This window comes from Bradyrhizobium sp. 159 (assembly GCF_023073795.1).
Taxonomy (GTDB): domain Bacteria; phylum Pseudomonadota; class Alphaproteobacteria; order Rhizobiales; family Xanthobacteraceae; genus Bradyrhizobium.
On the sequence record NZ_JADPKE010000021.1, the window covers coordinates 109,456 to 129,212 of the forward strand.

Annotated in this window: 13 protein-coding genes, 4 pseudogenes and 2 riboswitches; of the genes and pseudogenes, 8 read left to right on the forward strand and 9 right to left on the reverse strand. The window is 57.7% G+C overall.

Going from position 1 to position 19,757, the window contains the following annotated elements; translation table 11 throughout:
- Positions 1 to 12 precede the first annotated feature (12 nt).
- A riboswitch (glycine riboswitch) is annotated at positions 13 to 100 on the reverse strand.
- A 3-nt stretch (positions 101 to 103) separates the two neighbouring features.
- Positions 104 to 202, reverse strand: a riboswitch (glycine riboswitch).
- A gap of 755 nt (positions 203 to 957) precedes the next feature.
- The 4 genes and pseudogenes from IVA96_RS04610 to IVA96_RS04625 all read left to right on the forward strand — a co-directional run bounded on the left by IVA96_RS04610 (position 958) and on the right by IVA96_RS04625 (position 6,920).
- Positions 958 to 1,896, forward strand: a complete 939-nt coding sequence (locus IVA96_RS04610; RefSeq protein ID WP_247415581.1) for a D-aminoacyl-tRNA deacylase — start codon at positions 958 to 960, stop codon at positions 1,894 to 1,896.
- 85 nt (positions 1,897 to 1,981) lie between these two features.
- A complete protein-coding gene (locus IVA96_RS04615) occupies positions 1,982 to 3,205 on the forward strand; it encodes a Xaa-Pro peptidase family protein (RefSeq protein ID WP_247415584.1) in 1,224 nt (407 codons plus the stop codon).
- 390 nt (positions 3,206 to 3,595) lie between these two features.
- A complete protein-coding gene (locus IVA96_RS04620; RefSeq protein WP_247415586.1) occupies positions 3,596 to 4,765 on the forward strand; it encodes a M20 aminoacylase family protein in 1,170 nt (389 codons plus the stop codon).
- Between the two features lie 85 nt (positions 4,766 to 4,850).
- Positions 4,851 to 6,920: pseudogene (locus tag IVA96_RS04625) on the forward strand (acetate--CoA ligase family protein).
- Between the two features lie 696 nt (positions 6,921 to 7,616).
- Here the strand turns inward: IVA96_RS04625 and IVA96_RS04630 are convergent.
- Entirely contained in the window at positions 7,617 to 8,810 is a 1,194-nt protein-coding gene (locus IVA96_RS04630) for a glycine C-acetyltransferase (RefSeq protein ID WP_247415588.1), read from the reverse strand.
- A 12-nt stretch (positions 8,811 to 8,822) separates the two neighbouring features.
- Positions 8,823 to 9,770: an aminotransferase class IV gene (locus tag IVA96_RS04635; RefSeq protein WP_247415639.1), complete on the reverse strand. Its 948-nt coding sequence runs from the start codon at positions 9,768 to 9,770 to the stop codon at positions 8,823 to 8,825.
- Positions 9,771 to 11,020: 1,250 nt separating this feature from the next.
- Between IVA96_RS04635 and IVA96_RS04640 the strand changes: the two genes are divergently transcribed.
- A complete protein-coding gene (locus tag IVA96_RS04640; RefSeq protein WP_247415591.1) occupies positions 11,021 to 12,016 on the forward strand; it encodes a 3-hydroxyacyl-CoA dehydrogenase NAD-binding domain-containing protein in 996 nt (331 codons plus the stop codon).
- Positions 12,017 to 12,839: 823 nt separating this feature from the next.
- Here IVA96_RS04640 and IVA96_RS04645 read toward each other — a convergent pair.
- On the reverse strand, positions 12,840 to 13,403 hold the full coding sequence (locus IVA96_RS04645; protein ID WP_247415593.1) for a hypothetical protein: 564 nt from the start codon (positions 13,401 to 13,403) through the stop codon (positions 12,840 to 12,842).
- 297 nt (positions 13,404 to 13,700) lie between these two features.
- Between IVA96_RS04645 and IVA96_RS04650 the strand changes: the two genes are divergently transcribed.
- Positions 13,701 to 14,336: a hypothetical protein gene (locus IVA96_RS04650; protein ID WP_247415594.1), complete on the forward strand. Its 636-nt coding sequence runs from the start codon at positions 13,701 to 13,703 to the stop codon at positions 14,334 to 14,336.
- 365 nt (positions 14,337 to 14,701) lie between these two features.
- On the forward strand, positions 14,702 to 15,583 hold the full coding sequence (locus IVA96_RS04655; protein WP_247415595.1) for a 3-keto-5-aminohexanoate cleavage protein: 882 nt from the start codon (positions 14,702 to 14,704) through the stop codon (positions 15,581 to 15,583).
- Positions 15,584 to 15,878: 295 nt separating this feature from the next.
- Here IVA96_RS04655 and IVA96_RS04660 read toward each other — a convergent pair.
- Positions 15,879 to 16,147 (reverse strand): annotated as a pseudogene (locus tag IVA96_RS04660) (transposase); the annotation flags it as partial.
- Between the two features lie 19 nt (positions 16,148 to 16,166).
- A pseudogene (locus IVA96_RS04665) lies at positions 16,167 to 16,270 on the reverse strand (transposase); the annotation flags it as partial.
- 594 nt (positions 16,271 to 16,864) lie between these two features.
- On the opposite strand from IVA96_RS04665, the gene IVA96_RS04670 reads away from it, so the two are divergent.
- Complete coding sequence (locus IVA96_RS04670; protein ID WP_247415597.1) at positions 16,865 to 17,647, forward strand: enoyl-CoA hydratase-related protein; 783 nt, start codon at positions 16,865 to 16,867, stop codon at positions 17,645 to 17,647.
- A gap of 403 nt (positions 17,648 to 18,050) precedes the next feature.
- Here IVA96_RS04670 and IVA96_RS04675 read toward each other — a convergent pair.
- The 4 genes and pseudogenes from IVA96_RS04675 to IVA96_RS04685 all read right to left on the reverse strand — a co-directional run.
- Positions 18,051 to 18,450: pseudogene (locus IVA96_RS04675) on the reverse strand (IS3 family transposase); the annotation flags it as partial.
- Entirely contained in the window at positions 18,383 to 18,697 is a 315-nt protein-coding gene (locus IVA96_RS35440) for an IS30 family transposase (protein ID WP_346347881.1), read from the reverse strand. The pseudogene IVA96_RS04675 and the gene IVA96_RS35440, both read right to left, overlap by 68 nt.
- Entirely contained in the window at positions 18,637 to 19,140 is a 504-nt protein-coding gene (locus IVA96_RS35445) for an IS30 family transposase (RefSeq protein WP_253075122.1), read from the reverse strand. Before IVA96_RS35445 ends, IVA96_RS35440 begins: the two co-directional genes overlap by 61 nt.
- 165 nt (positions 19,141 to 19,305) lie before the next feature.
- Positions 19,306 to 19,539 (reverse strand): helix-turn-helix domain-containing protein, encoded by a 234-nt coding sequence (locus IVA96_RS04685; protein WP_346347882.1) that lies wholly within the window; start codon positions 19,537 to 19,539, stop codon positions 19,306 to 19,308.
- Positions 19,540 to 19,757 lie beyond the last annotated feature (218 nt).

A 19,757-nucleotide genomic window follows, 5' to 3' on the forward strand; every position in this document is an offset into this window, starting at 1 on the left:
CTCCGTCCCCAAATCTGTCCGTGCACCTGAGAGCTTTGTCCGCAATCCTCGTGGATCACGGTCCCCTTCGGTGGGTGCTGACCGGCACCTCTCTCCAGATCGTCCTCGGTGTGCGGTCCTGGGCCTGAGAGTTTCCTTGGGGAGTTGCTCCGTCGGCGGTGATAACCTTTGCAGGCTTATCACGCTCTCCCGCACACCATCATCAGACACGATAACACTCTCAGACGTCCTCACTACCTGTCAAGCCGTGATGAATTGTCGGACGCCAAAATCGGCGGCGTAAGCGATAACCCGATGTTTGCCCCGGCTCCCCACCCAGATTAGCAGGTGGTTTGTTGCCTAGTGCTATGCTGATCTCGCTTTTTGATGATTGCATTCGCTGGATGTCCCAGTGTTCCCAGCGAGCTATCGGCGGCTAGCGAGGAAATACTGCGTGGTGCCCAAAAGAACGCAGAATTTTTGCGTGGCGACGCTCTAATAAATCTGCGGTGGTGTAGGACCCTACAAAGCTGTGCCTGGCATGCATCTCTTTCAAAGTCGAGCCAAAATAGAGGTCTGCACGCCTGAGGCGGTCGCTCTGCTCGATGTGGGGCTCTTCACACCACTTGCGTCGACGTCTCTGGCATATGGCGGCAAGATTCGCTCTTGTTCGTCGCGTAGTCAGGTTGAGTTCGCTGCTGGTCCGGGGGTCCGCTGCCGCGATGTTCAATTCGCGCGATTTCCGCTCGCTGCTTCGCCAAACAGGCTAGCCCATAACAGAACTCAGTTCGCGAGGGGCGCCGTTGTGATGCTATTCGGGCTTCAGTTAATCGCCTCCCGCCCGCCTGGTCTCGTCGCCGTGCCAGCTCGGATTGTTCAAAGAGCATCGTGTTTTCCGAGAAAGTCGAAAAGAGGGCGCCAATTTGAAGATAGACGTCCTGCGCTCTCGATCGGCTTTGAACTCGGCGGAGGGCCTCGATGAGACATGCCGTTTTTGTCTTCTGCGTCGATCGGGAAAAGGACCCCGTCGCGGGGCGCGTTCTGGATGCTCTCAAGGCCGAATGCGCTGTTGTTCCAACGAGTTTCGAAGTCGATGGGCACTCCGTCCTCGAAGTCGCTGGCTTGCATGACGCCAGAATTTCGATCGTGGCCACGAACGAGGTCGTAAGTAACGACTATGCGCGCTACGCGCCAATCTTGAATGAACGCTTCGGTGATGCCAACGTTATTGGCATCGTGAATTGGCACGAGGGCGCCAATGCGCCAAACGCGATCTTCTCGGTTCAAACGACCGGCGATCTGGGCACGGGGACCTTCAGCGCGGTCGACCCCCGGATTACGCGGGGGCTTCTTCTAGCGATCGAAACCGAGCGGGTCACTTCCGGTCTTGACTCCTTTCGCACTTACCTGGAAGCGACTCATTGGTCGGGCGTCAAGGCTGGTGATGCTGGTACCCGTCTCGCTGACCTGCGAGCGTCGGCTGTCGATGTCGAGATCGGGAGCTCGCCCGAAGATTGGGCAAATCCTGGTGCGGCTCGAGTGCTGGCGCGATCGCTACTGCAAATTTTCGATCGCATTGAGGAGCCGGTACACTCCGTGCTCTGCATCGGAGGCGTTCATTTCGAGCCGAGCTTCACGAACGCGGTATTGCAGTCGCGCGATCGGCCCCCGATCGCGGCAAGTCACGTCCTACCAAACCACTGGCTAGTGTCGGATGGCTATGACCAGGAAAGTCGTTTGGTCGATCTAAGAGCTTGCGTGCATTCGATTGTAGGCGGAATCCAGAGCATCGTGTACCACGACAAGCTAAAAGCGCCTTTCAAGGGAGTTGCTCGCCTGCTCGCAGAGGAACTCGGTGTTCCGATGCTTTCGCATAAAAAACTGCGCGCGGCTCTTCCGAAGGTTATTGTCGAATGAGCGCGCGAAGGCAGCCATCTGCTGTCGAACCGGCATCTAAACTGTCGGTCGTCTTGCGATTAACGTGTTTCTCTGGAGAAGAGCGATGAACGATGTGGGGATGGGTTCGATTAGGACCATTCAGTATGATCCGTTTCCCCGGATCGAATACGAGGGCCGGGTCGAGCGTGCGCGGCGTTTGATGAAGGAGCATGCCATTGACGCGGTTCTAGCGACGTCCGAACACAATCTGCGATATTTCATTGGTGAGCCTAGCACCACCCCGCAGCAGACAACCCGGCCGCGATTTCTTCTCATTCTTTCGTCAGGTGACCCCGTTGCCGTCGTCCCAGAGGGAATCGACCAGTTTTATAAAGACACGACCTGGGTAAAAAATTGCCGGAGTTGGCCTAGCCCAAATCCGAAAGATGAGGGTGTGTCCGCACTTGCCGGAGTGTTGCGTGAACTACTGCCAGAGGACGCCAAAATCGGCGTAGAGCTTGGTGCGGAGAGTAGGCTTGGCTTCCCCGCAGGAGATTTCTTGCGTGCTGCCGATGCGATCAAGCCTCGAACGTTCGTCGACGCATCGGATCCGATTTTCACGCCCCTGCGAATGGTCAAGTCTCCGCTAGAGATTGACAGAATTCGAACTGTATGCAGGCTTGTTTCGGAAGCATTCGAAGATTTAGCATCAAAACTGCGTCTGGGTATGACGGAACGCGAGGCCTGTCGCCAGTTCGAATCCGAATGTTTCAGTCGCGGTGTCGAGAAGACAAGCAAGATAGTGGGTGTTTCTGGCCGCGGGGGATATACGCGTCCTTACGGTGTTCCGACCGACAAAATTCTGTCGGATGGAGACGTGTTGTTTATTGATGCCGGCTGCCTGTTCGACTTTTATTGGAGCGATTTCGATCGACACTTTGCTTTCGGTGCGCCTGATCCGCATACCCAGGATGCCTATCAGGTCGTTTGGGATGCCACCGAAGCGGGAATTGCCGCCGCTAAACCTGGCATTCCGATCTGTGATGTCTGGAGCGCAATGTCAGCCGTACTAAATGGCTCAAACAATCGCGGTAAAGCCACCAACATTGGCCGAATGGGACACTCCATGGGCTTATGGATGCCGGAGTTACCGTCGGTCCAACCGGACGACAAGACAATACTAAAGCCAGGCATGATCATTAATATTGAACCGAGCATCTCATACCCCTCATATTTCGACGGATCACCGAAGCTGATGCTGCATGAAGAGGTGGTTGTCGTGACCGAAACTGGCTCGCAGTTGCTCACTTCTCGTGCTCCGCCAAAAATGCCAGTGGTGGCCATATAACAAATAAGAAGACGGAACGTAGCAGAAAGAAAGGGCATGCCGAGCTCTCGCCGTAAGCCTGAAGCGGCCATGATGTCTCATTGGCGTTTTAGGCCTGCGTCTCAATGGCCGCACGAAAGTGTGGGATATCAGCGAGCCGGCCTAAGAGACTGTGGCAAATTGGAGTTCACGAGTAGAGTGCAGAAGCCGACACGGTCTGCGCCAAATAGATGCGGCGCTCCTGCCGTGACGTCTCTACATTTTGCTTATGGCGTACTCCATTGCGAAAAGGTCAGAATGCGAGCGACAGCAGCAAAAATTGCGGCGGGCCGCTCCACGCGTGCGCACCGAACTCCGCCGCACGCTCGAGCGGCGCTGTATCGATAATGGATTTGGATTTTAAGGTCTGACATGCGTAGTGTTGATCAGTTTCGTGATTTGCAGGGAGAGGTAACCTCGTGGCGCCGCTATCTTCACGAAAACCCCGAGCTCGACTTTCAGGTACACAATACGGCGAGGTTCGTGGCCGAGAAGCTCGCCTCTTTCGGTATCAATCACATCGAAACGGGGATAGCTGAAACCGGCATCGTTGCTTTGATTCAAGGGAAGGGTGGAGACGGTCCCACCATTGGGTTGAGGGCCGACATGGATGCGCTGCCGATCCTTGAGGCCTCAAACAAGCCGTGGTCCTCGAAAGCGCCGGGCAAAATGCACGCATGCGGGCACGATGGTCATACGGCGATGTTGTTGGGCGCTGCGAAATATCTTGCCAGGACGCGCAATTTCAAAGGCTGCGTCGCCTTGATTTTTCAGCCGGCAGAAGAAGTGGAATTTCCCTCCGGCGGCCTGAAAGTGGTCCAGGAAGGAATCATGGACCGTTTCAGCATCTCCAAAGTCTTTGGGATGCACAACGCGCCGGGCACAGAGATCGGCAAGTTCAGCATCTGCGACGGGCCGATCATGGCCTCGCAAGACGATTTTGACATTGTCGTGAAGGGTCGCGGCGGCCATGCGGCCAAGCCGCATGAGACCATCGATCCAGTCGTGATTGCGGCGCAGATCATCGTCGGCCTGCAAACCCTGGTCTCGCGCAACACGAATCCGATCAACTCGCTCGTCATCTCAGTGACCAAGTTGAATGCCGCCAACGCCTACAACGTCATTGCCGACCAAGTCGAAATGGCCGGCACTGTCAGAACTCATGTTCCGGAGCTACGAGACTTTGCCGAACGCCAGATCATGGCGGCAGCCCAGGGCATCGCGCGCGGATTTGGCGCGGATATCGAGTTCAAATACCGTCGATCGGTCCCGGTGACCTTCAACCACACTGAGGAGACCAATCTGGCGATCAGGGCGGCAGGCAGTCTGGTCGGGGCCGCGTCTGTGGACGAGAACATCAAACCGCGTATGGGCGCCGAGGACTTTGCCTACATGCTCGAGGCGCGGCCGGGCGCTATGATTTTCATTGGCAACGGGCCGACTGCCGGTGTGCACAACCCGGCATATGACTTCAACGATGAAGCGTTGCCATATGGCATCGGATATTGGGTGAATTTGGTTGAGACAGTGCTGGCCACGTGAGTACTCGTCCTAGATCCCCGAGCACCGGAAATCCCGCACGATATACTTTCGGGCGCAGTCGCGTGTCCGCTTGGAGCTTGGATCAATGCATAGGCTGAAACGACTTCTGTGTCCGAAAACAATCGCTGTATTTGGAGGCAGGCAGGCGGCAACTGTTGTCGCACAATCGGTCAAGATGGGTTTTACCGGCGAGATCTGGCCTGTGCATCCTAGTAAAGACGAGGTTGCCGGCTGCAAGACCTACCGCTCGGTGGCTGAACTGCCCGATCTGCCTGGGTTGGTGTCAACCGCCACCTCACCATCGAGGTGATCAAGGCGCTGGCCGGACGTGGTGCCGGCGGCGCCATCTGCTATGCTTCCGGCTTCCGCGAAGCCGAGGCCTATGACGAGTATGGTAATCGGTTGCACGTCGAGCTCGTCGCCGCGGCCGGCAAGATGCCGATCATCGGCCCGAACTGCTATGGCCTGATCAACTATGCCGACGGCGCGCTCTTGTGGCCTGACCAGCATGTCGACAACAGGCTAGGGGACGGCGGTCGTGGTGTCGCAATCATCACACAGTCGTCGGCCATAGCTCTCAGCATGTCGATGCAGAAACGTGGCCTGCCGATCGCGTTTCTGATGACCGCGGGCAACCAGGCCCAGACTTCTCTTTCCGAAATAGCCCTTGGCCTGATCGAGGACGATCGCGTCACGGCGCTCGGTCTCACATCGAAGGCTTCGATTCTGCGCCCGGCTTCGAAAGACTGGGGATGCGAGCGCGGGACTTGAAGAAGCCTATTATCGCGATGAAAGTTGGCCGCTCCGATCAGGCGCGGCAGGCGACGCTGTCGCATACAGCTTCGCTTGCCGGCGCCGACACCGCATCCGGCGCCTTCCTGAAGCGACTCGGCATCGCCCGCATCAATTCTATTCCCACCTTCATTGAGGCTCTAAAACTTTTGCACGTTACCGGTCCTCTGTCTGGTTACCGGCTGTCGTCGATGAGCTACTCGGACGGCGACGCCTCCATCATGGCCGATAGCGCTGAAGGGCATCTTGTGCATCTCCCGCGCCTGACTGACCAGCACCGCGCGCATGTGAAATCAACGCTCGGGCCATTGGTCGCGGTGGCCAACCCACTCGATTATAACACGTTCACCTGGAACAACGAAACAGCGTTGACGGCTACCTTCACGGCGATGGTGTCGGGTGGTTTCGATCTCAAAGTGGCCGTGGTCGACTTTCCGCGTCCCGACCGGTGCCCGGAGGCCGCGCCTACTGGACGATCACACGCGCCTTCGAGGCGGCACTGAAGACTAACAAGGCGCAAGGTGCCATAGTGTCTTCGCTGCCCGAGAACCTGCCGGAAGAGTACGCGGCCCGCCTGGTGACGCGAGGCATAGTACCGCTCTTCGGCATTCCGGAAGCTATGGAGGCAGCTCAAGCAGCTGCGTTCATCGGTTCGGCTTGGCGTTCGGCAACCCCTGAGCCTATCGACAGCAGCTCTGCCGTCGTCCCCGGGAACGGACGAGTGACATTGGACGAAGCTGAGGCCAAGAATCGGCTGATCAAGACCGGTCTTCCGGTGCCAAAAGGCGAGCGGGCCAGTAGCGCGGCGGAAGCGGTATTTTCGTCCATGTCGCTCGGCTTTCCTGTAGCCCTGAAGGCGCTGGGGGTCGCCCATAAATCAGAAGTCGGAGCCGTGCGGCTGAATCTCAAGGACCCCGATGCGGTCAGGGAGGCGGCACATGATCTGTTGCCCCTCGGCACCGGGCTGTATGTCGAACGCATGATACGCGAGGGTATTGCTGAACTGATCGTCGGTTTCGCCCGGGATCCGATGTTTGGCCATACCAGGACGCTTGGCAGCGGTGGTGTGCTAGTTGAGCTTATGCGGGATAGCGTCACGCTGATGCTGCCCGCAACGCGCGACGATATCGAGGCCGCGCTGCGCGGCCTGAAATTCTACCCATTGCTCGAAGGCTATCGCGGCAAGCCTAAAGCCGATCTCATGGCGTTATTTGATGTGATCGCGGCCATCGCTGGCTTCGTACAGAAGAACGCTAGCGAGATAGATTAACTGGACGTGAATCCGCTGATCGTCTGTGAGCGAGGCAAGGGTGCCTGGATCGCTGATGAATTGCTTATACTGCAAGAAAGGAAGAACCGCTGACGTCGTCACCATGTACGCAAGGCGCCGTCGTTGAGTCATGTTCAACCGAAGGATACCATCGTAAGAGCGCCCGGGATGAGTTCGTCTTCCGTCCCAGACCTTAAGGCTCCAGCCATCGGCAACTCGGTTCACGAAGACCATGGCGTCGCGGGCGTCCACGTGACCTCACAAGCCGGCGATCTTCTGCGTCGACGCATGACAGTCGGCGGCCGATTTGACGATCGCTTCGGTCCGGCTTGATCTACGCGTCCGATGATTTGTTCTGCAGCGTCGGAACTTCGTTCCGTGGACTCGCCGATGCGGGGCGGCCACATCGGGCATAGCTGTATTGGCAGCACATTGCGTTGAGGTTCTGTACGCGTTTCGCTGGATGCCCCGGCGACGACGCTTCCGAAGAGGGGTGGCTTATACCTGTAATGGAGCAGATTGCTGAGCTGGGATCGAGGCTGCTCCATGGCGGCAACAGGGGCGCATAGCTAGTGTGATAAGTGCTTTTCGCGGAACCATTCGGATGCGGATTTGGTGATCAACCTCACTAACTAATCGTATCACCCGACAACTTCGGAGATGAACGTCGAAGCACGATTTGGATAAGCGGAATTAGGCCGGAGCGACCTCGCCTACGCTGCGGGGCCAACTCAGTGCCGTAATGGGCAGGTGGCCCGGACACCATGATCAAGGCTGAACCGGACGTAGCTAACTCCTGACAACATGGGGCCGGGCCAATTGGAATGCTGCGATCACCCTTTCGATGTCGTCTGCACAATGGGCAGCACTTACCTGCATGCGAATCCGCGCAGCACCTTGCGGTACAACGGGATACGAGAACGGAACGACGAGAATATCGTGCGCAAGCAAAGACTCAGCAATCCCGAGCGCGACTCCCGCATCCCCGGTCATCACGGGGACAATTGGGTGATCGTTACCCAAAACTTGGAATCCCAGGCCGCTCAATCCTTGACGTAGCTGACGAGTGCGAGCAGAGAGATTTTGCCTGAGATCGTCTGCTTTTTCTGCCAAGTCGATTGCAGCCAATGAAGCCTCACAGATCGCTGGCATCAATGAGTTTGAAAAGAGGTATGGACGCGCACGCTGTCGTAGCCAGGAAATGATCTCACTACGGCCTGACACGTATCCTCCAGAAGCGCCGCCAAGTGCTTTGCCGAGCGTGCCGGTAAGAATATCAATCTGATCTTCGACCCCGTACCGCGCAGGCGTTCCGCGCCCTTCTGGGCCGACAAAACCCACGGCGTGAGAGTCATCGACCATGATCAAGGCGCCGTAACGTTTAGCTAGCTCGCAGATCCCAGGAAGATTCGCGGAGGTGCCATCCATGGAAAATACGCCATCGGTCACAACGAGCACTGTTCGGCAGTGACTTGCCTCGCGTAGAGCGTGCTCTAGTTCGTTCATATCATTGTTGGCATAGCGAAATCGCTTCGCTTTGCAAAGCCGAATGCCATCAATAATGCTTGCATGATTCAGGCTGTCGCTGATTACCGCATCGTCAGCTTCGAGCAGGGCCTCAAACAGCCCGGTGTTCGCATCGAAGCACGAACCGAATAGGATAGTGTCTTCCGTGCGAAGATAGCTGGAAAGCCTGATCTCAAGTGCTCGGTGAACTGAGTGCGTGCCGCAAATGAATCGCACGGACGACATTCCAAAGCCATGTCGTTCGAGACCTGCATGCGCGGCTCGCACCAGGGCCGGGTGATTGGCCAGGCCGAGATAATTGTTGGCGCACATGTTCAGGAGCTCGCGCTCGCCAAGTGCGCGCAGGTGTATATGCGTCGACTGAGGCGAGGCGATCTCTTGCTCGTCTTTCAGGAGTTTTCGCGATGAGAGCTCATCGAGATTGTCACGAATTCGCCCGTCAAGTTGCGAACGCATGGGCATTTCCCATTAAGCATAAATGACAGCAGTGGACCAAGCCGGATCTGCGTGCTTTTGCCAGTAGAGATTCGTCAACCGGCGCGTGACGGAACCGACTTGCCCCTTGGAAATCTTAGTGTCGTCGATGCGGGTCACGGGCATGATGCCGCCGGCTGTGGAGGTAATGAACACCTCATCAGCCGTTTTGATATCATCACGGGTGATTTCGCCAGCGGAGGCGGGGAGCCCAATCTCAGCGCAAAGATCGAGGACGGTTCGACGCGTGATACCGGGCAGTACCCCAAAAGCGGGTGTCCTCAACGATCCATCTTTTACAAGGAACACATTGAAGCCTGGCCCTTCAGCAACATGTCCGTTTGTATCTAGGATCAGCGCGGTCTCGGCGCCTTTGTCGTAGGCGTCGAAAAGGCCCTTCACCAGATCGAGCCAATGATAATTCTTGATCGTGGGATCGACTGAATTTGGTGGGATGCGGACGGTTTCGCTGATCGCGACGTGCAAGCCTCTTTCCAGTTGTTCCTTGTTGGCTACGGAGCCATAAGGCACAGCAAACGCGATGAAGCGGTTCTCTGCTTGGCGGGGATCACGGCTGAATGTCGGCGATGAACCACGCGTGCAGATCATCTCAACGTAAGCCGATTGATGACCGGACAAGGCGACACACCGATCGAGGATCGACGCGATTCTCTCGCGATCGTAAGGCAGCTTCATTCGAAGACGTTCGACGCCTGCCAGAAATCGGTCAAGGTGCAGATTCAACCGGAAAAACCGGCCGTTCCAGACGTGCACCGTGTCATACGTTGCGTCAGAGTGCAACAGACCCCAATCGAGGACGGAGATCTTGGCCTCGGACATCGGCAGATACTGCCCATCCATGAAAGCTATGCCATGAGGGTAGCGCCGTTTGTCGATGTGATGCTGATCGATTGCGGAAAGCACTGGTGAGAGCTCTGTCATCGGAATCAATGAAACTTGGAGGGATGGAGACAAGGAACAAATTCCTGCCCTGCGGAAACAAGGATCTCGGTCATGTTGCTCCATCAAGGATGTCGAGGATCGGAAATGCCGGCCCACCGGACCTAGTCACGTAGGATGTTAACAGCCCCACGGGCCGCATTCCTCCGATCTGGCAGCTCGCCTAGCCTAAATTCTGCGTCTGAATGGAATAAAAGCGTTCACATGCGTCAGGCGCGATTTGAGTCCCACGTTCACGTCGGTGATCCGCCTGCGGTCCGACGACCAAGGTCCCTAGAATTTCGCGGCCCAGAATGTGTGCGGCGCATCCGATGAGTGGTGTGTGACCGGTCAGTGAACGTGGTGCTTCGCACAATACGAGCCACATAGATCGGCGGCTCGGCACAGAGTGTACAAGTTTGATGCGCCCCGATTGTGTGGCGCGAAGGTGCCCTGAAGCGGTTTTAGGTTCGGTTGACTCGACCGGCAGCAAGTTCGAGGATCTACCAATCGTCACGAAGACAGATGGGGTGACCTTTGGAGGTACACCGGCCATCGGCAGTGCCGAGCTCGAGAGCTTTGTCGCTCAACTGGAATGGATGGGGTGAAGCTTTGATGGGCACCAATCGAGAAACTAACCAACGTGCGGGCGCTGATGGCAGCAAGATCGCTTGAGCTGGAAATCGGTAGACGAATTGCACAAGCCTGTAAGACAGGTGCATGAAGCCAGCGAGTGTTGTGCGTCCATTTCGGGTCTAACTAGCGTTGCCGAACCGGCCGCCGTCTGGCTCCATTGAATTATCGGATTGGGTTGCGTTCCCATTCGTGTATATTCTGACGGCTCGCGCGAAACTGGCTCACAGCATTTGCGCTATCTCGGTCCTTTTCCAAAACGCAGATGAATCTCGGTGGCTTCCGTGATGAATCTCCGGATGAATGCCTCAACTAATGTCGATTAAATCGCAGGAATTCTGCTTCGTGACCGGTCATATTGATGAACCTCAGCTTCACGAGCCGGTAGTATGTGTTTGAGCGACTTTGCCGGATACGAGGTGAAGATATTCTTCGAGCTATAGGTGAGCAGCGGCCCACCGGAGTGTGCCCCGCCGCTTGCGATGAGTGGAAACAGCTTAAGCGGGCGGATTGCGATCGGAACCTGACCTGTGTAGCAGCTCGGATTTCGGAATGCGCGAGACGCTTAGCTCTAATTCATGCCTGAGAGTAGAAGGTCAATGTCAATAAATTCAAAGTTCATGTCTGGGAAGCTGCCGCGGACAGTTGGGTTGTTGGGAGGCGGGACGATCGGCGGCGGGTGGGCCGCACGATTTGCTCTCAACGGAGTAGATGTGCGGCTATATGATCCGGCTACCGGTGCCCTCGAGCACGTCCAAAACACGTTGGACCATGTGCGCCGGATATACCAGCGACTGACGCGGACCCCGCTGCCAAAGGAAGGCTCTCTGACGCTTGCCAACTCGGTACCGGACGCAGTGCGCGATGTGGATCTCGTACAGGAGTCTGCGCCGGAACGTTTGGGGCTCAAGCAGGAGCTGCTCGCGGCGGCGAGTCGTGCGGCGCCACCTGACGCGCTGTTCTGCTCCTCGACGTCGGGTCTACGTCCGACGTTGCTGCAGGCGAAAATAGAGCATCCCGAGCGTCTACTCGTTGCGCACCCGTTCAACCCCCTATATTTACTCCCGCTCGTTGAGCTCTGCGCGGGGCAGCAGACGGCGCCGGATGCCGTCGCGCGGGCGGACGAGATTTACCGTATGATCGGTATGCACCCGCTCGTAGTGCGCAAGGAAGTTGATGGATTTATCGCTAACCGGCTGCAGGAAGCGATGTGGCGCGAGGCGCTGTGGCTGGTGCACGATGGCTTGGCGACTGTGCAGGAGGTGGATGACGCAGTCCGCTACTCCTTCGGCTTGCGCCGAGCGGTGGTTGGTCCTTTCCGGATGAGCGGTGGCGCGGCTGGAATTCGCCGCTACCTGGAGCAGTGGGGGCCCATGCTAAAATGGCCATGGACGAAGCTCACTGAAGTACCGGAACTCACCGCTGACTTTCTAGACACGCTGGCGGAGCAATCAGACGCGCAGGTGAAATCGGATAATCTTTCAGGCTCTGAGATTCTAGCGAAGCGCGATGAGGCGCTTGTGGCCGTGCTGCAGGGGTTGCGCGATCAGGGATTTGGTGCGGGCGAGACCCTGGCGCGCTGGGAACAGGGGCTGCGAGACCGTGCCGCCGGTTAGAGATATCTTGTGGTGGATTCAATGATGGCTAGCAATCGATATGTCGGTCCAGCTGAGACGCTCACGAGTCCCTGCTGGCCTGGGGGAGGGCTGCGCGTGCGCATGGCTTTTCTGAACTCTGCTTCCGCCTCAGCTATGCTGACCCTCGCCAATTAGTCCATGTCTGAACGCGACGAGGAAAGCGCTGTCCTCCGAATGCAGTGGTTCGGGGGCGCAAGGCCATTGCGGTCGAGCGGAGTGCTTTATTTGGCTATTTCTGATTTGATATCCAAACGTGGGCACAGATTTGCGGAAAATAGATCGCCAAAGGCCAGGTTGATCTCCACAAAAGGCCAGGCTGATCCTAGCAATTTGTCTAACGCCGGATAATGGTCTTGCGCCTATACAGGGCCGCCGTCTCGCTATGACCTCTTCCACGTTGAGACGCAGGCGAAGAAGGATGGCGGGTAAGCGGCAAGGGCCTGGTCCCGGCGAGGTGGCACACAAGATAGTCGTCTCACCACGTACGGCAGGCGAGAGGCGGGACAACAAATGAATTGAGCTCCTCCTTGTCGATGAGCACGCGCTAGGCCTAAGAACTCGTGGGCATGGTTTGTGTGCCGCCGAGATTACGCTCGAGAAAGTACGCGTTGGGCACTCCATGTCGTGATCCGGCGGGGCACTCCGCGTCATTTCTGGGTCGCGAACTAAGCGGTCGCAGAAGTTTGCGCAGAAAGCGTCGGCTCCTAGGCGAGATGCTAGCAATCACTGTTGACTGCTTGGAACGCGCGAGCAGCTGGCAGGGGCTGCAGCACCCGTCGGCTGACATGTTTGTCGAGCTCGATCAGTCCCGCTCGAGGCAATGTATACCGCTAAGTATGCGAGCGAAGGCAACGGGATCGATCGCGAGCGCACGATTTCGGTGGCAAAGTCCAGATCGATCGATCGGCAAAGCTGATCGGCCAGGAATCAATCCAGCTGCATGGCGCGGCGTCGGCATACGATGGAGTACAGCATCGACTAGTATTTCAAGCATGTCGCCATGCTCGGCGTCCTGTTTGGCGATACCGAGTATCACCTGAGCAGCCTTGCCAAGCTCGGAGGACGCAGCAACGGTCGAACAGGCTGAGGAACGAACGCCGATCATTTGAAGACTTAACTTGATCGCAAACGGTCTGGCAGCAGCGAATGGAGCGGACGGATCAGCGACTCCGCCGAGGTAGCTCGACATCGCGCTAAGTTGAGTGATTGGCAGCCGCATGATTGTCCGGGCGTTCGAGGCGCCCTGCGATAACATGAGGCTCCCTTGTTGACTGGGGTGTTGTTTGAAACCGCGGAATCGAATTGCAAGAGAAAGAATTGTGAGAGGCGAGCTACCAAGACGGACAGGTGCGGCGAAAACCCCCATCCACCGGCTCCCCGCGGAATAGTAGTAGGCGATGTGCCTGAACCTCTTTGCGACGCAGGCACCCAATCATCACGATGGCGCGAAGCTTCGCAATTTCTCACGAAGTCACACAATTCCGCCCCCTTTTGTGCTGAATTCGGGGAAACTCGGCTCCGAAGGGGGTTATTGTTTATAGTCAACCATCGCGCGTTAACGATTGGACATTTCATGGCGCCCCACAAAAGAAGCTGTCTCGGAATCCTGGACTTTGACCGTGAGCCGGGCTGGGTAAGGCCTAAACCGCCTCCAGGTTCGCTGATGAGTCCGGACACTTACGGTTTTCCCGTCGACATCGAGAGCGTCAAAGGGTCTACGGTGGATCGCACGATGAGTGGTGATCTCACCCTCGTCCCGGCCTACATCAACGCCGCACGCAAGCTGGTCGAACGAGGTGCCGTGGCTATCGGTTCCAACTGCGGTTTCGCCATCCGCTACCAGGCCGCGGTTTCGGCTGCCGTGGATGTCCCTGTGATGTTATCGTCACTGGTCCTTTTGCCTGCTCTGCTCCGCCAATTTGCGGCGAGCGCCCAAATCGGCGTTGTCACGTCGGATTCGACGCTCTTTGCCGAAGATCTCCTTGGCATCACCGACGAAGCCGAGCGCGCGCGGGTTGTCCTCGTTGGCATCGAAGGCGGCAACATGTCGCGGAATTCGGCGATGAACCGGCCGACTGAGCTCGCTGAGATCGAGGAGGATGTCGGCGTCTGCGTCAAACGGTTGCTTGACGCAAATCCCAAGGTTGGCGCGCTGCTGTTCACCTGCACCCTGTTCCCGGCGATCACACCTGCGATACGTCGCAGGTTCGGGCGGCCGATCTACGACATCTCGACCGCGTGCAGACTTGCGCTAGAATCTGCTGTATCTACGGGACTCGTACACGCGCTCAAAGAGTAGCTTGTCCAGGTTGATAAAAGCGTCAAACCGCATGACCTTCATGTACCCCTGCCCGGTTTGGGATTCTTGGCTTAATATGAATGGGCATATAAATGTCGTCCCGTGCTTCGAGGTCTTTTTTCGAGGTGCAGACTCTAGCATGCCGAAATCTTGGATTGCGGCTGACTTATTTCGAGGAAAGCCGATCTATTTTCGGGGAAGATCTCCACATAACCGACGTCCGTGCGATCAAGGCGAGCGTGCCGCGGAAGGTCGGTCGCTGCGCGACCCTCAAGCCCGCGCACCGCAGCGATAAGCGCTTAAGACACTGTTCTTTCGACTCCGTTTCGGGACAGTCCCGACGGTTACCAATAGAGGAGTCTCTGATGTCCCGAAAAGTCATTCTGACGTGCGCAATCACTGGCGGGAATGCGGCAGTCGTTGCAAAACATGCGCGCATACCCAAGACCCCTTCGCAAATTTCGGAAGCGGCCATCGAAGCAGCGAAAGCAGGCGCTGCCGTTGTTCACGTCCACGTCCGGGAAGAGGATGGGGCGCCTTCGAACCGTCTGGAGCTTTATGAGCAGGTTGTAAAGAAGCTGCGCGACTCGTCTACCGATGTCATCATCAACCTGACATGCGGAATGGACGGGAGCATTACCCTCGATTCCCTCGACCCGCCGACGCTTGGTAAGGCCACTGTACTCAAGAGCCCCAAGGATCGTGTCCTTCAGGCGATCACGCTCAAGCCGGAGATCGCCACACTTGATTGTGGCGTTTTGGCATTCGGCGAGTCGATCTATGTGGCGCGAATGTCCGACCTGCGCGAAATGACGAAGCTTATGCAGGACGCGGGCGTCAAGCCCGAGATCGAATGCTTCGAGCTCGGCCACATCGAAAATGCCAAGAGGCTTATTGCGGAAGGCACTCTAGAGGGCCCACCGCTGTTCCAGTTCTGTCTCAGCACCGGTTACGGCGCCCCAGCGCAGCCGATTGTCATCCAGGCGATGAAAGAGATACTGCCTCCCGGCGCGATTTGGGCTGGATTCGGCTGCGGTCCGGACGAAATGCCCACGGTCGCGCAGATTGTGAGGCTGGGAGGACATGTCCGCGTAGGATTGGAAGACAACATCTACCTACGTCGCGGTGTACTGGCATCAAACGCCGAACTCGTAGACAACGCAGTCGGAATTATTGAGCGCATGGGCGCCAGCATCGCCACGCCGGCCGAAGCACGACAAATGCTCGGCCTAGTGAAGTGCGGCTAGGGGACCCTTTTCTTTCGGGCGTCAGCTGAGACCGGAGTAAACGCGTGCTTTTCTGCGGCCCGACGGGAAAGGTAAGGAAACAGTCCTACTCATCTGTTACAAATGGGTGCCTGCGATCCATACCCGGGTGACTTGCTCGTCAGTTCTGTGCGTCAAGTTCAGCAAAATCGATCATGGGTCCGGCCGAGCCATCCCCTCGGAGCCGCCGTCGCTTGCTTCCCCAAAAGCGTAGCGCTGGCGGGCGACGGCGGCGAAGAGGGGTGGCGTTCATCCCCCTTGGTGGGCCTGAGCATCGTCAGGCCGCTTGGCGTAGCGCCTCCTTCTTGTGCTCCTTCAGCAGATCCATGTTGAGATAGCGATGGTCCTCGAGCCAAGCCTCATGGCGCTCGATGGTCATGCTCCCGCACCAGCCTTAAACAGCTCTCGGCATTGGGGAAGATTATAGGTGCGCCGCCTGATCTCCTCGTTGAGGCGTTCGAGCATAATGGTCGACTTCATGTGATTGCTGTGCGCCAGTGGCAGGTGGAAGTAGGTCAAGGTCTCCTCGATGTTCTCCTCCACCCAGCCGGCGCCTTCTCCGAGCCTGGTAGCGCTCGAACAGCTCGGTCGAGAACCGCCCCTGCCGGTTCTGCGGCACCTTGAGCTCGATCTTGCCGACCCGGGTGATCAGCGAGCGGGATAGTAGCCGCAGCAATAGCCAAGTCGTCCTTCGACGCTCCCCTTTTCCGTACCTAGCGTCTCCGTCATCTCGGCTTCGAGAATTTCCTGCACCGCACTCTAGATCAGCGGCTTCAGGAACTCCCTGTCCGACCTCAACCACTCTTTGACTGCAGAGACATCCGTCCCAATCTTTGTCACGGTCGTGGTGGGTCCATGCTCCTCTACGAACGATTATCTTCTCCATCACCGGACTTACCATGACCGCTTCAGCCTCTCAGCTTTTGCAGAACACCCCGCACACTACCTGCTCATCGGCATGTGCGTCGAATTAGAACAAAGATGCGCGTGAGATAGGAGAATAGTCGCCAGTCCAGGGGACTCGTACGGAGGTGCTATACAAACTCCTTCGTTCTGCTGGATCGCGCCGCCGGATTTGCACGCGCGCTCCCAGCTCTTTGCAGGAAACATGTGCTGAAGAGAATTACACTGCGGCAAAGAGGTGATCTCATGGAGATCGGCGCGATTGTCGGAGGTGCTTTTTGAGCGCGAGCGTTTGCTCCTCCCGTTGCGTGCACAAGCAAGCACCGTGAACATCTCAATGCTGTTGCAAAGAGGGAAAGAATGGCCGAAGTTGTAACCACTCGCCGGGAGGGCGCGATCTTCGAAGTCACTCTCGACCGCCCCAAAGCAAATGCCATCGACGCGAAAACTTCTCGGCTGATGGGGGAGACCTTTAAGGCGTTCCGCGATGATCCGGAGCTGCGCGTTGCCATTCTCAAGACGGCCGGCGACGAGTTTTTTTGTGCTGGCTGGGACCTAACCGCTGCTGCAGCCGGAGAACCAGCGAACGCCGACTTTGGAGTCGGTGGATTCGGCGGGCTGCAAGGCCTGCGTGACCTCAACAAACCGGTAATCGCTTGCATCAATGGTATGACGGTTGGCGGCGGATTCGAGCTGGCGCTGTCCTGCGACTTGATCTATGCGTCCGATCATTCCTCTTTCGCGCTGCCGGAGATTCGTGCCGGCCAGCTCGCCGATGCGGCGTCGGTCAAATTGCCGAAACGTATTCCTTTTCACATCGCGTTGGACCTTCTGTACACAGGTCGTTGGATGACTGCCGCTGAGGCACACCGCTGGGGTTTGGTCAACGAAGTACTTCCGAGGGAAAAACTTGAGGACCGCGTGTGGGAGATTGGGGGACTGCTTGCGAGCGGCCCTCCCCTTGTTTTTGCCGCTATCAAGGAGACGGTGCGCGTGGCTGAGCCGCTGAGCTACCAAGATGCCTTGAACCGAGTGAACAGGCGTCAGCTTGCAACGGTCGACATACTCTACGGTTCGGAGGACCGTCTTGAGGGCGCGCGTGCTTTCGCAGAAAAGCGAGCTCCCGTATGGAGGGGGAGGTAGTTGTGTCGCGCGGAGCGCCCTCATCGCGTGAGATGCCGTGAGGCTCGGGCGCCAGAAAGCTGCAACCAGTGTACGCGAAGCGTTGTTTAGGGATCTGCATTGTCCATTAAGTGCATGCAGCGTGCCGAGGGGAGCAGGAGACGAGCGGCGCGGGGGCTCTTGATCCTGGAGCAGATATCGTTGTGCTTACCCGATCTATTCTAGAGTCAAGGTGGCCTCTCTGCCAGACTAACCCGACTTCGCGAAGTAGGGTTTCGATGATCAGAGCAGTGCCTATGCTCCGCGACATACTCAGGCCTACAAGATGCCGCTCATCAAAGAGACTGTGGATCGCGGCCTACCTTCGGTCATCGCAAGCTCAGAAACACTAAACTGAGCTGTTGCCGCTTTGATGGACACCGGGTTAAGCTAATCCCACCTTACGCTCGAACTCAACCGGGCTGAGATAGCCGATGCTCGAGTGCCTGCGGATCGTGTTGTAAAATCGTTCGATGTAGTCGAACACATCGGCTCGTGCCTCGTCTCTGGTCCGGTAGGTTTTGCCTTCCGTCCGTTCGGTCTTGGGCGACGAGAAGAAGCTCTCCATCGCCGCGTTGTCCCAGACATTACCGGAACGGCTCATGCTGCAGATAATGCCGTGGTCGGCCATCAAACGCTGGAACTGCTCGCAGGTGTACTGGGCGGATTCAAACGGTCGTCGCAACACCGACTGTTTTCACTCATGACAGCAATTCGTCAAGCGCTTCTGCCGGCGTTTTCCAGCCCAGCGTCTTTCTCGGTCGGGCGTTGAGGGCCGCTGCCACAGCGGCTATCTCGTCGGCGCTGTGGATGCTCAGGTCTGTGCCTTTCGGGAAGTACTGTCGCAGCACCGTTGGTGTTTTCGTTAGTCCCGCGCTGCCAAGGGCTCTGCGGGTCGCAGAAGTAGACCTGGATGCCCGCATCGATCTTGAGGCGGTTGTGCTGAGCCATTTCGGCTCCTTGATCCCAAGTCAGCGAGCGACGTAGTTCTTCGGGCAAAGTGACGATCGTGCGCGAGATCGCGTCGCGCACGGCTCCCGCCCCGTGTCCGCGAGCGCCGGTCCGTTCTTCTTGCGCGGCGCTTCGCCATGCCGCGCCAACCGGGGAAGGTGCAATAGCATTGTGAAGCGCGTCGTCCGCTCGACCAATGTGCCGATCGCCGAGCTGCCAAGACCGAGGATAAGATCTCCCTCCCAATGTCCCGGCACTGCTCGATCGGCCGCTTCAGCGGGTCGCTCGCGGATCATGATCTCCGGCGAGACAAAGCCCTTGCCCCGCCTGCGTACGCGTCCCCTGGGCACGCGCAACACGCGCCCGGTTCGTAAGCAGGCCGTCAGCTCGCTGCGCAGTACACCGCGGCCCTGAACGAAGAGAGCCTGATAGATGGCTTCGTGGCTGATGCGCATCGTCTTCTCGTCCGAGAAGTCGATCAGCAAGCGTCGGGCAATCTGCTCAGGGCTCCATGCCTTGGCCAATCGTCGATCCTTTCGCCGGCCATGCCGGCGGCCGTTCCACCGAACGGAGGGGCCGGGAATACAAGCTCGGCTCGGGGCTACGACGGCGCCGGCTAGTCTCTCCTCCACACAAGTGAGCAAGGCTTCGTTGAGCGCAAGCTTGGTCGGTTTCGGCCGGCGGGCAGATCAGTCTGCATGCCATTGGGCAGTTGTTGCCCGATACTCCAACCCGCCGCCGCGGGTGGCCGCGTTCCTACGCAGTTCACGGGAGACTGTCGAAGCAGCTCGCCCCAAGCGGCGCCCGATCTCCTGTATGGAATGGCCCTGCACCTTTAAAAGGGCGATGTCCTCGCGTTCAGCCAACGAAAGGTAGCGCACGGAGAGAGGTTCGGCCGAAGATCTGAACATCGCTGGTGGCATGCCGCCTGCCTCTCGGAACAATTTGCTTCCGACAGGTTGCGATAAGCCGGCCTCAAACGCAGCATCTTCGCGCTCTGCCCCGTGGCAATCGCCTTCCAAAGTCTATTCTGTTCATCGCGTCGTGCAACAGACGGCCGGCTGCCGATTCCGAGACGATCGCGCGCGCCGTTTCGATTTGATCGCGCGCGGCATTCCGAAGCGATGGCGCGCAGCATTCC

Coding starts and splice junctions, on each gene's coding strand:
- IVA96_RS04610 (WP_247415581.1), top strand. CDS start 958: ATGAGACATGCCGTTTTTGTCTTCTGCGTCGATCGGGAAAAGGACCCC.
- IVA96_RS04615 (WP_247415584.1), top strand. CDS start 1,982: ATGAACGATGTGGGGATGGGTTCGATTAGGACCATTCAGTATGATCCG.
- IVA96_RS04635 (WP_247415639.1), bottom strand. CDS start 9,770: ATGACAGAGCTCTCACCAGTGCTTTCCGCAATCGATCAGCATCACATC.
- IVA96_RS04640 (WP_247415591.1), top strand. CDS start 11,021: ATGTCTGGGAAGCTGCCGCGGACAGTTGGGTTGTTGGGAGGCGGGACG.
- IVA96_RS04670 (WP_247415597.1), top strand. CDS start 16,865: ATGGCCGAAGTTGTAACCACTCGCCGGGAGGGCGCGATCTTCGAAGTC.
- IVA96_RS04645 (WP_247415593.1), bottom strand. CDS start 13,403: ATGGGGGTTTTCGCCGCACCTGTCCGTCTTGGTAGCTCGCCTCTCACA.
- IVA96_RS04655 (WP_247415595.1), top strand. CDS start 14,702: ATGTCCCGAAAAGTCATTCTGACGTGCGCAATCACTGGCGGGAATGCG.
- IVA96_RS04685 (WP_346347882.1), bottom strand. CDS start 19,539: ATGCCACCAGCGATGTTCAGATCTTCGGCCGAACCTCTCTCCGTGCGC.
- IVA96_RS04630 (WP_247415588.1), bottom strand. CDS start 8,810: ATGCGTTCGCAACTTGACGGGCGAATTCGTGACAATCTCGATGAGCTC.
- IVA96_RS04620 (WP_247415586.1), top strand. CDS start 3,596: ATGCGTAGTGTTGATCAGTTTCGTGATTTGCAGGGAGAGGTAACCTCG.
- IVA96_RS04650 (WP_247415594.1), top strand. CDS start 13,701: ATGAGTCCGGACACTTACGGTTTTCCCGTCGACATCGAGAGCGTCAAA.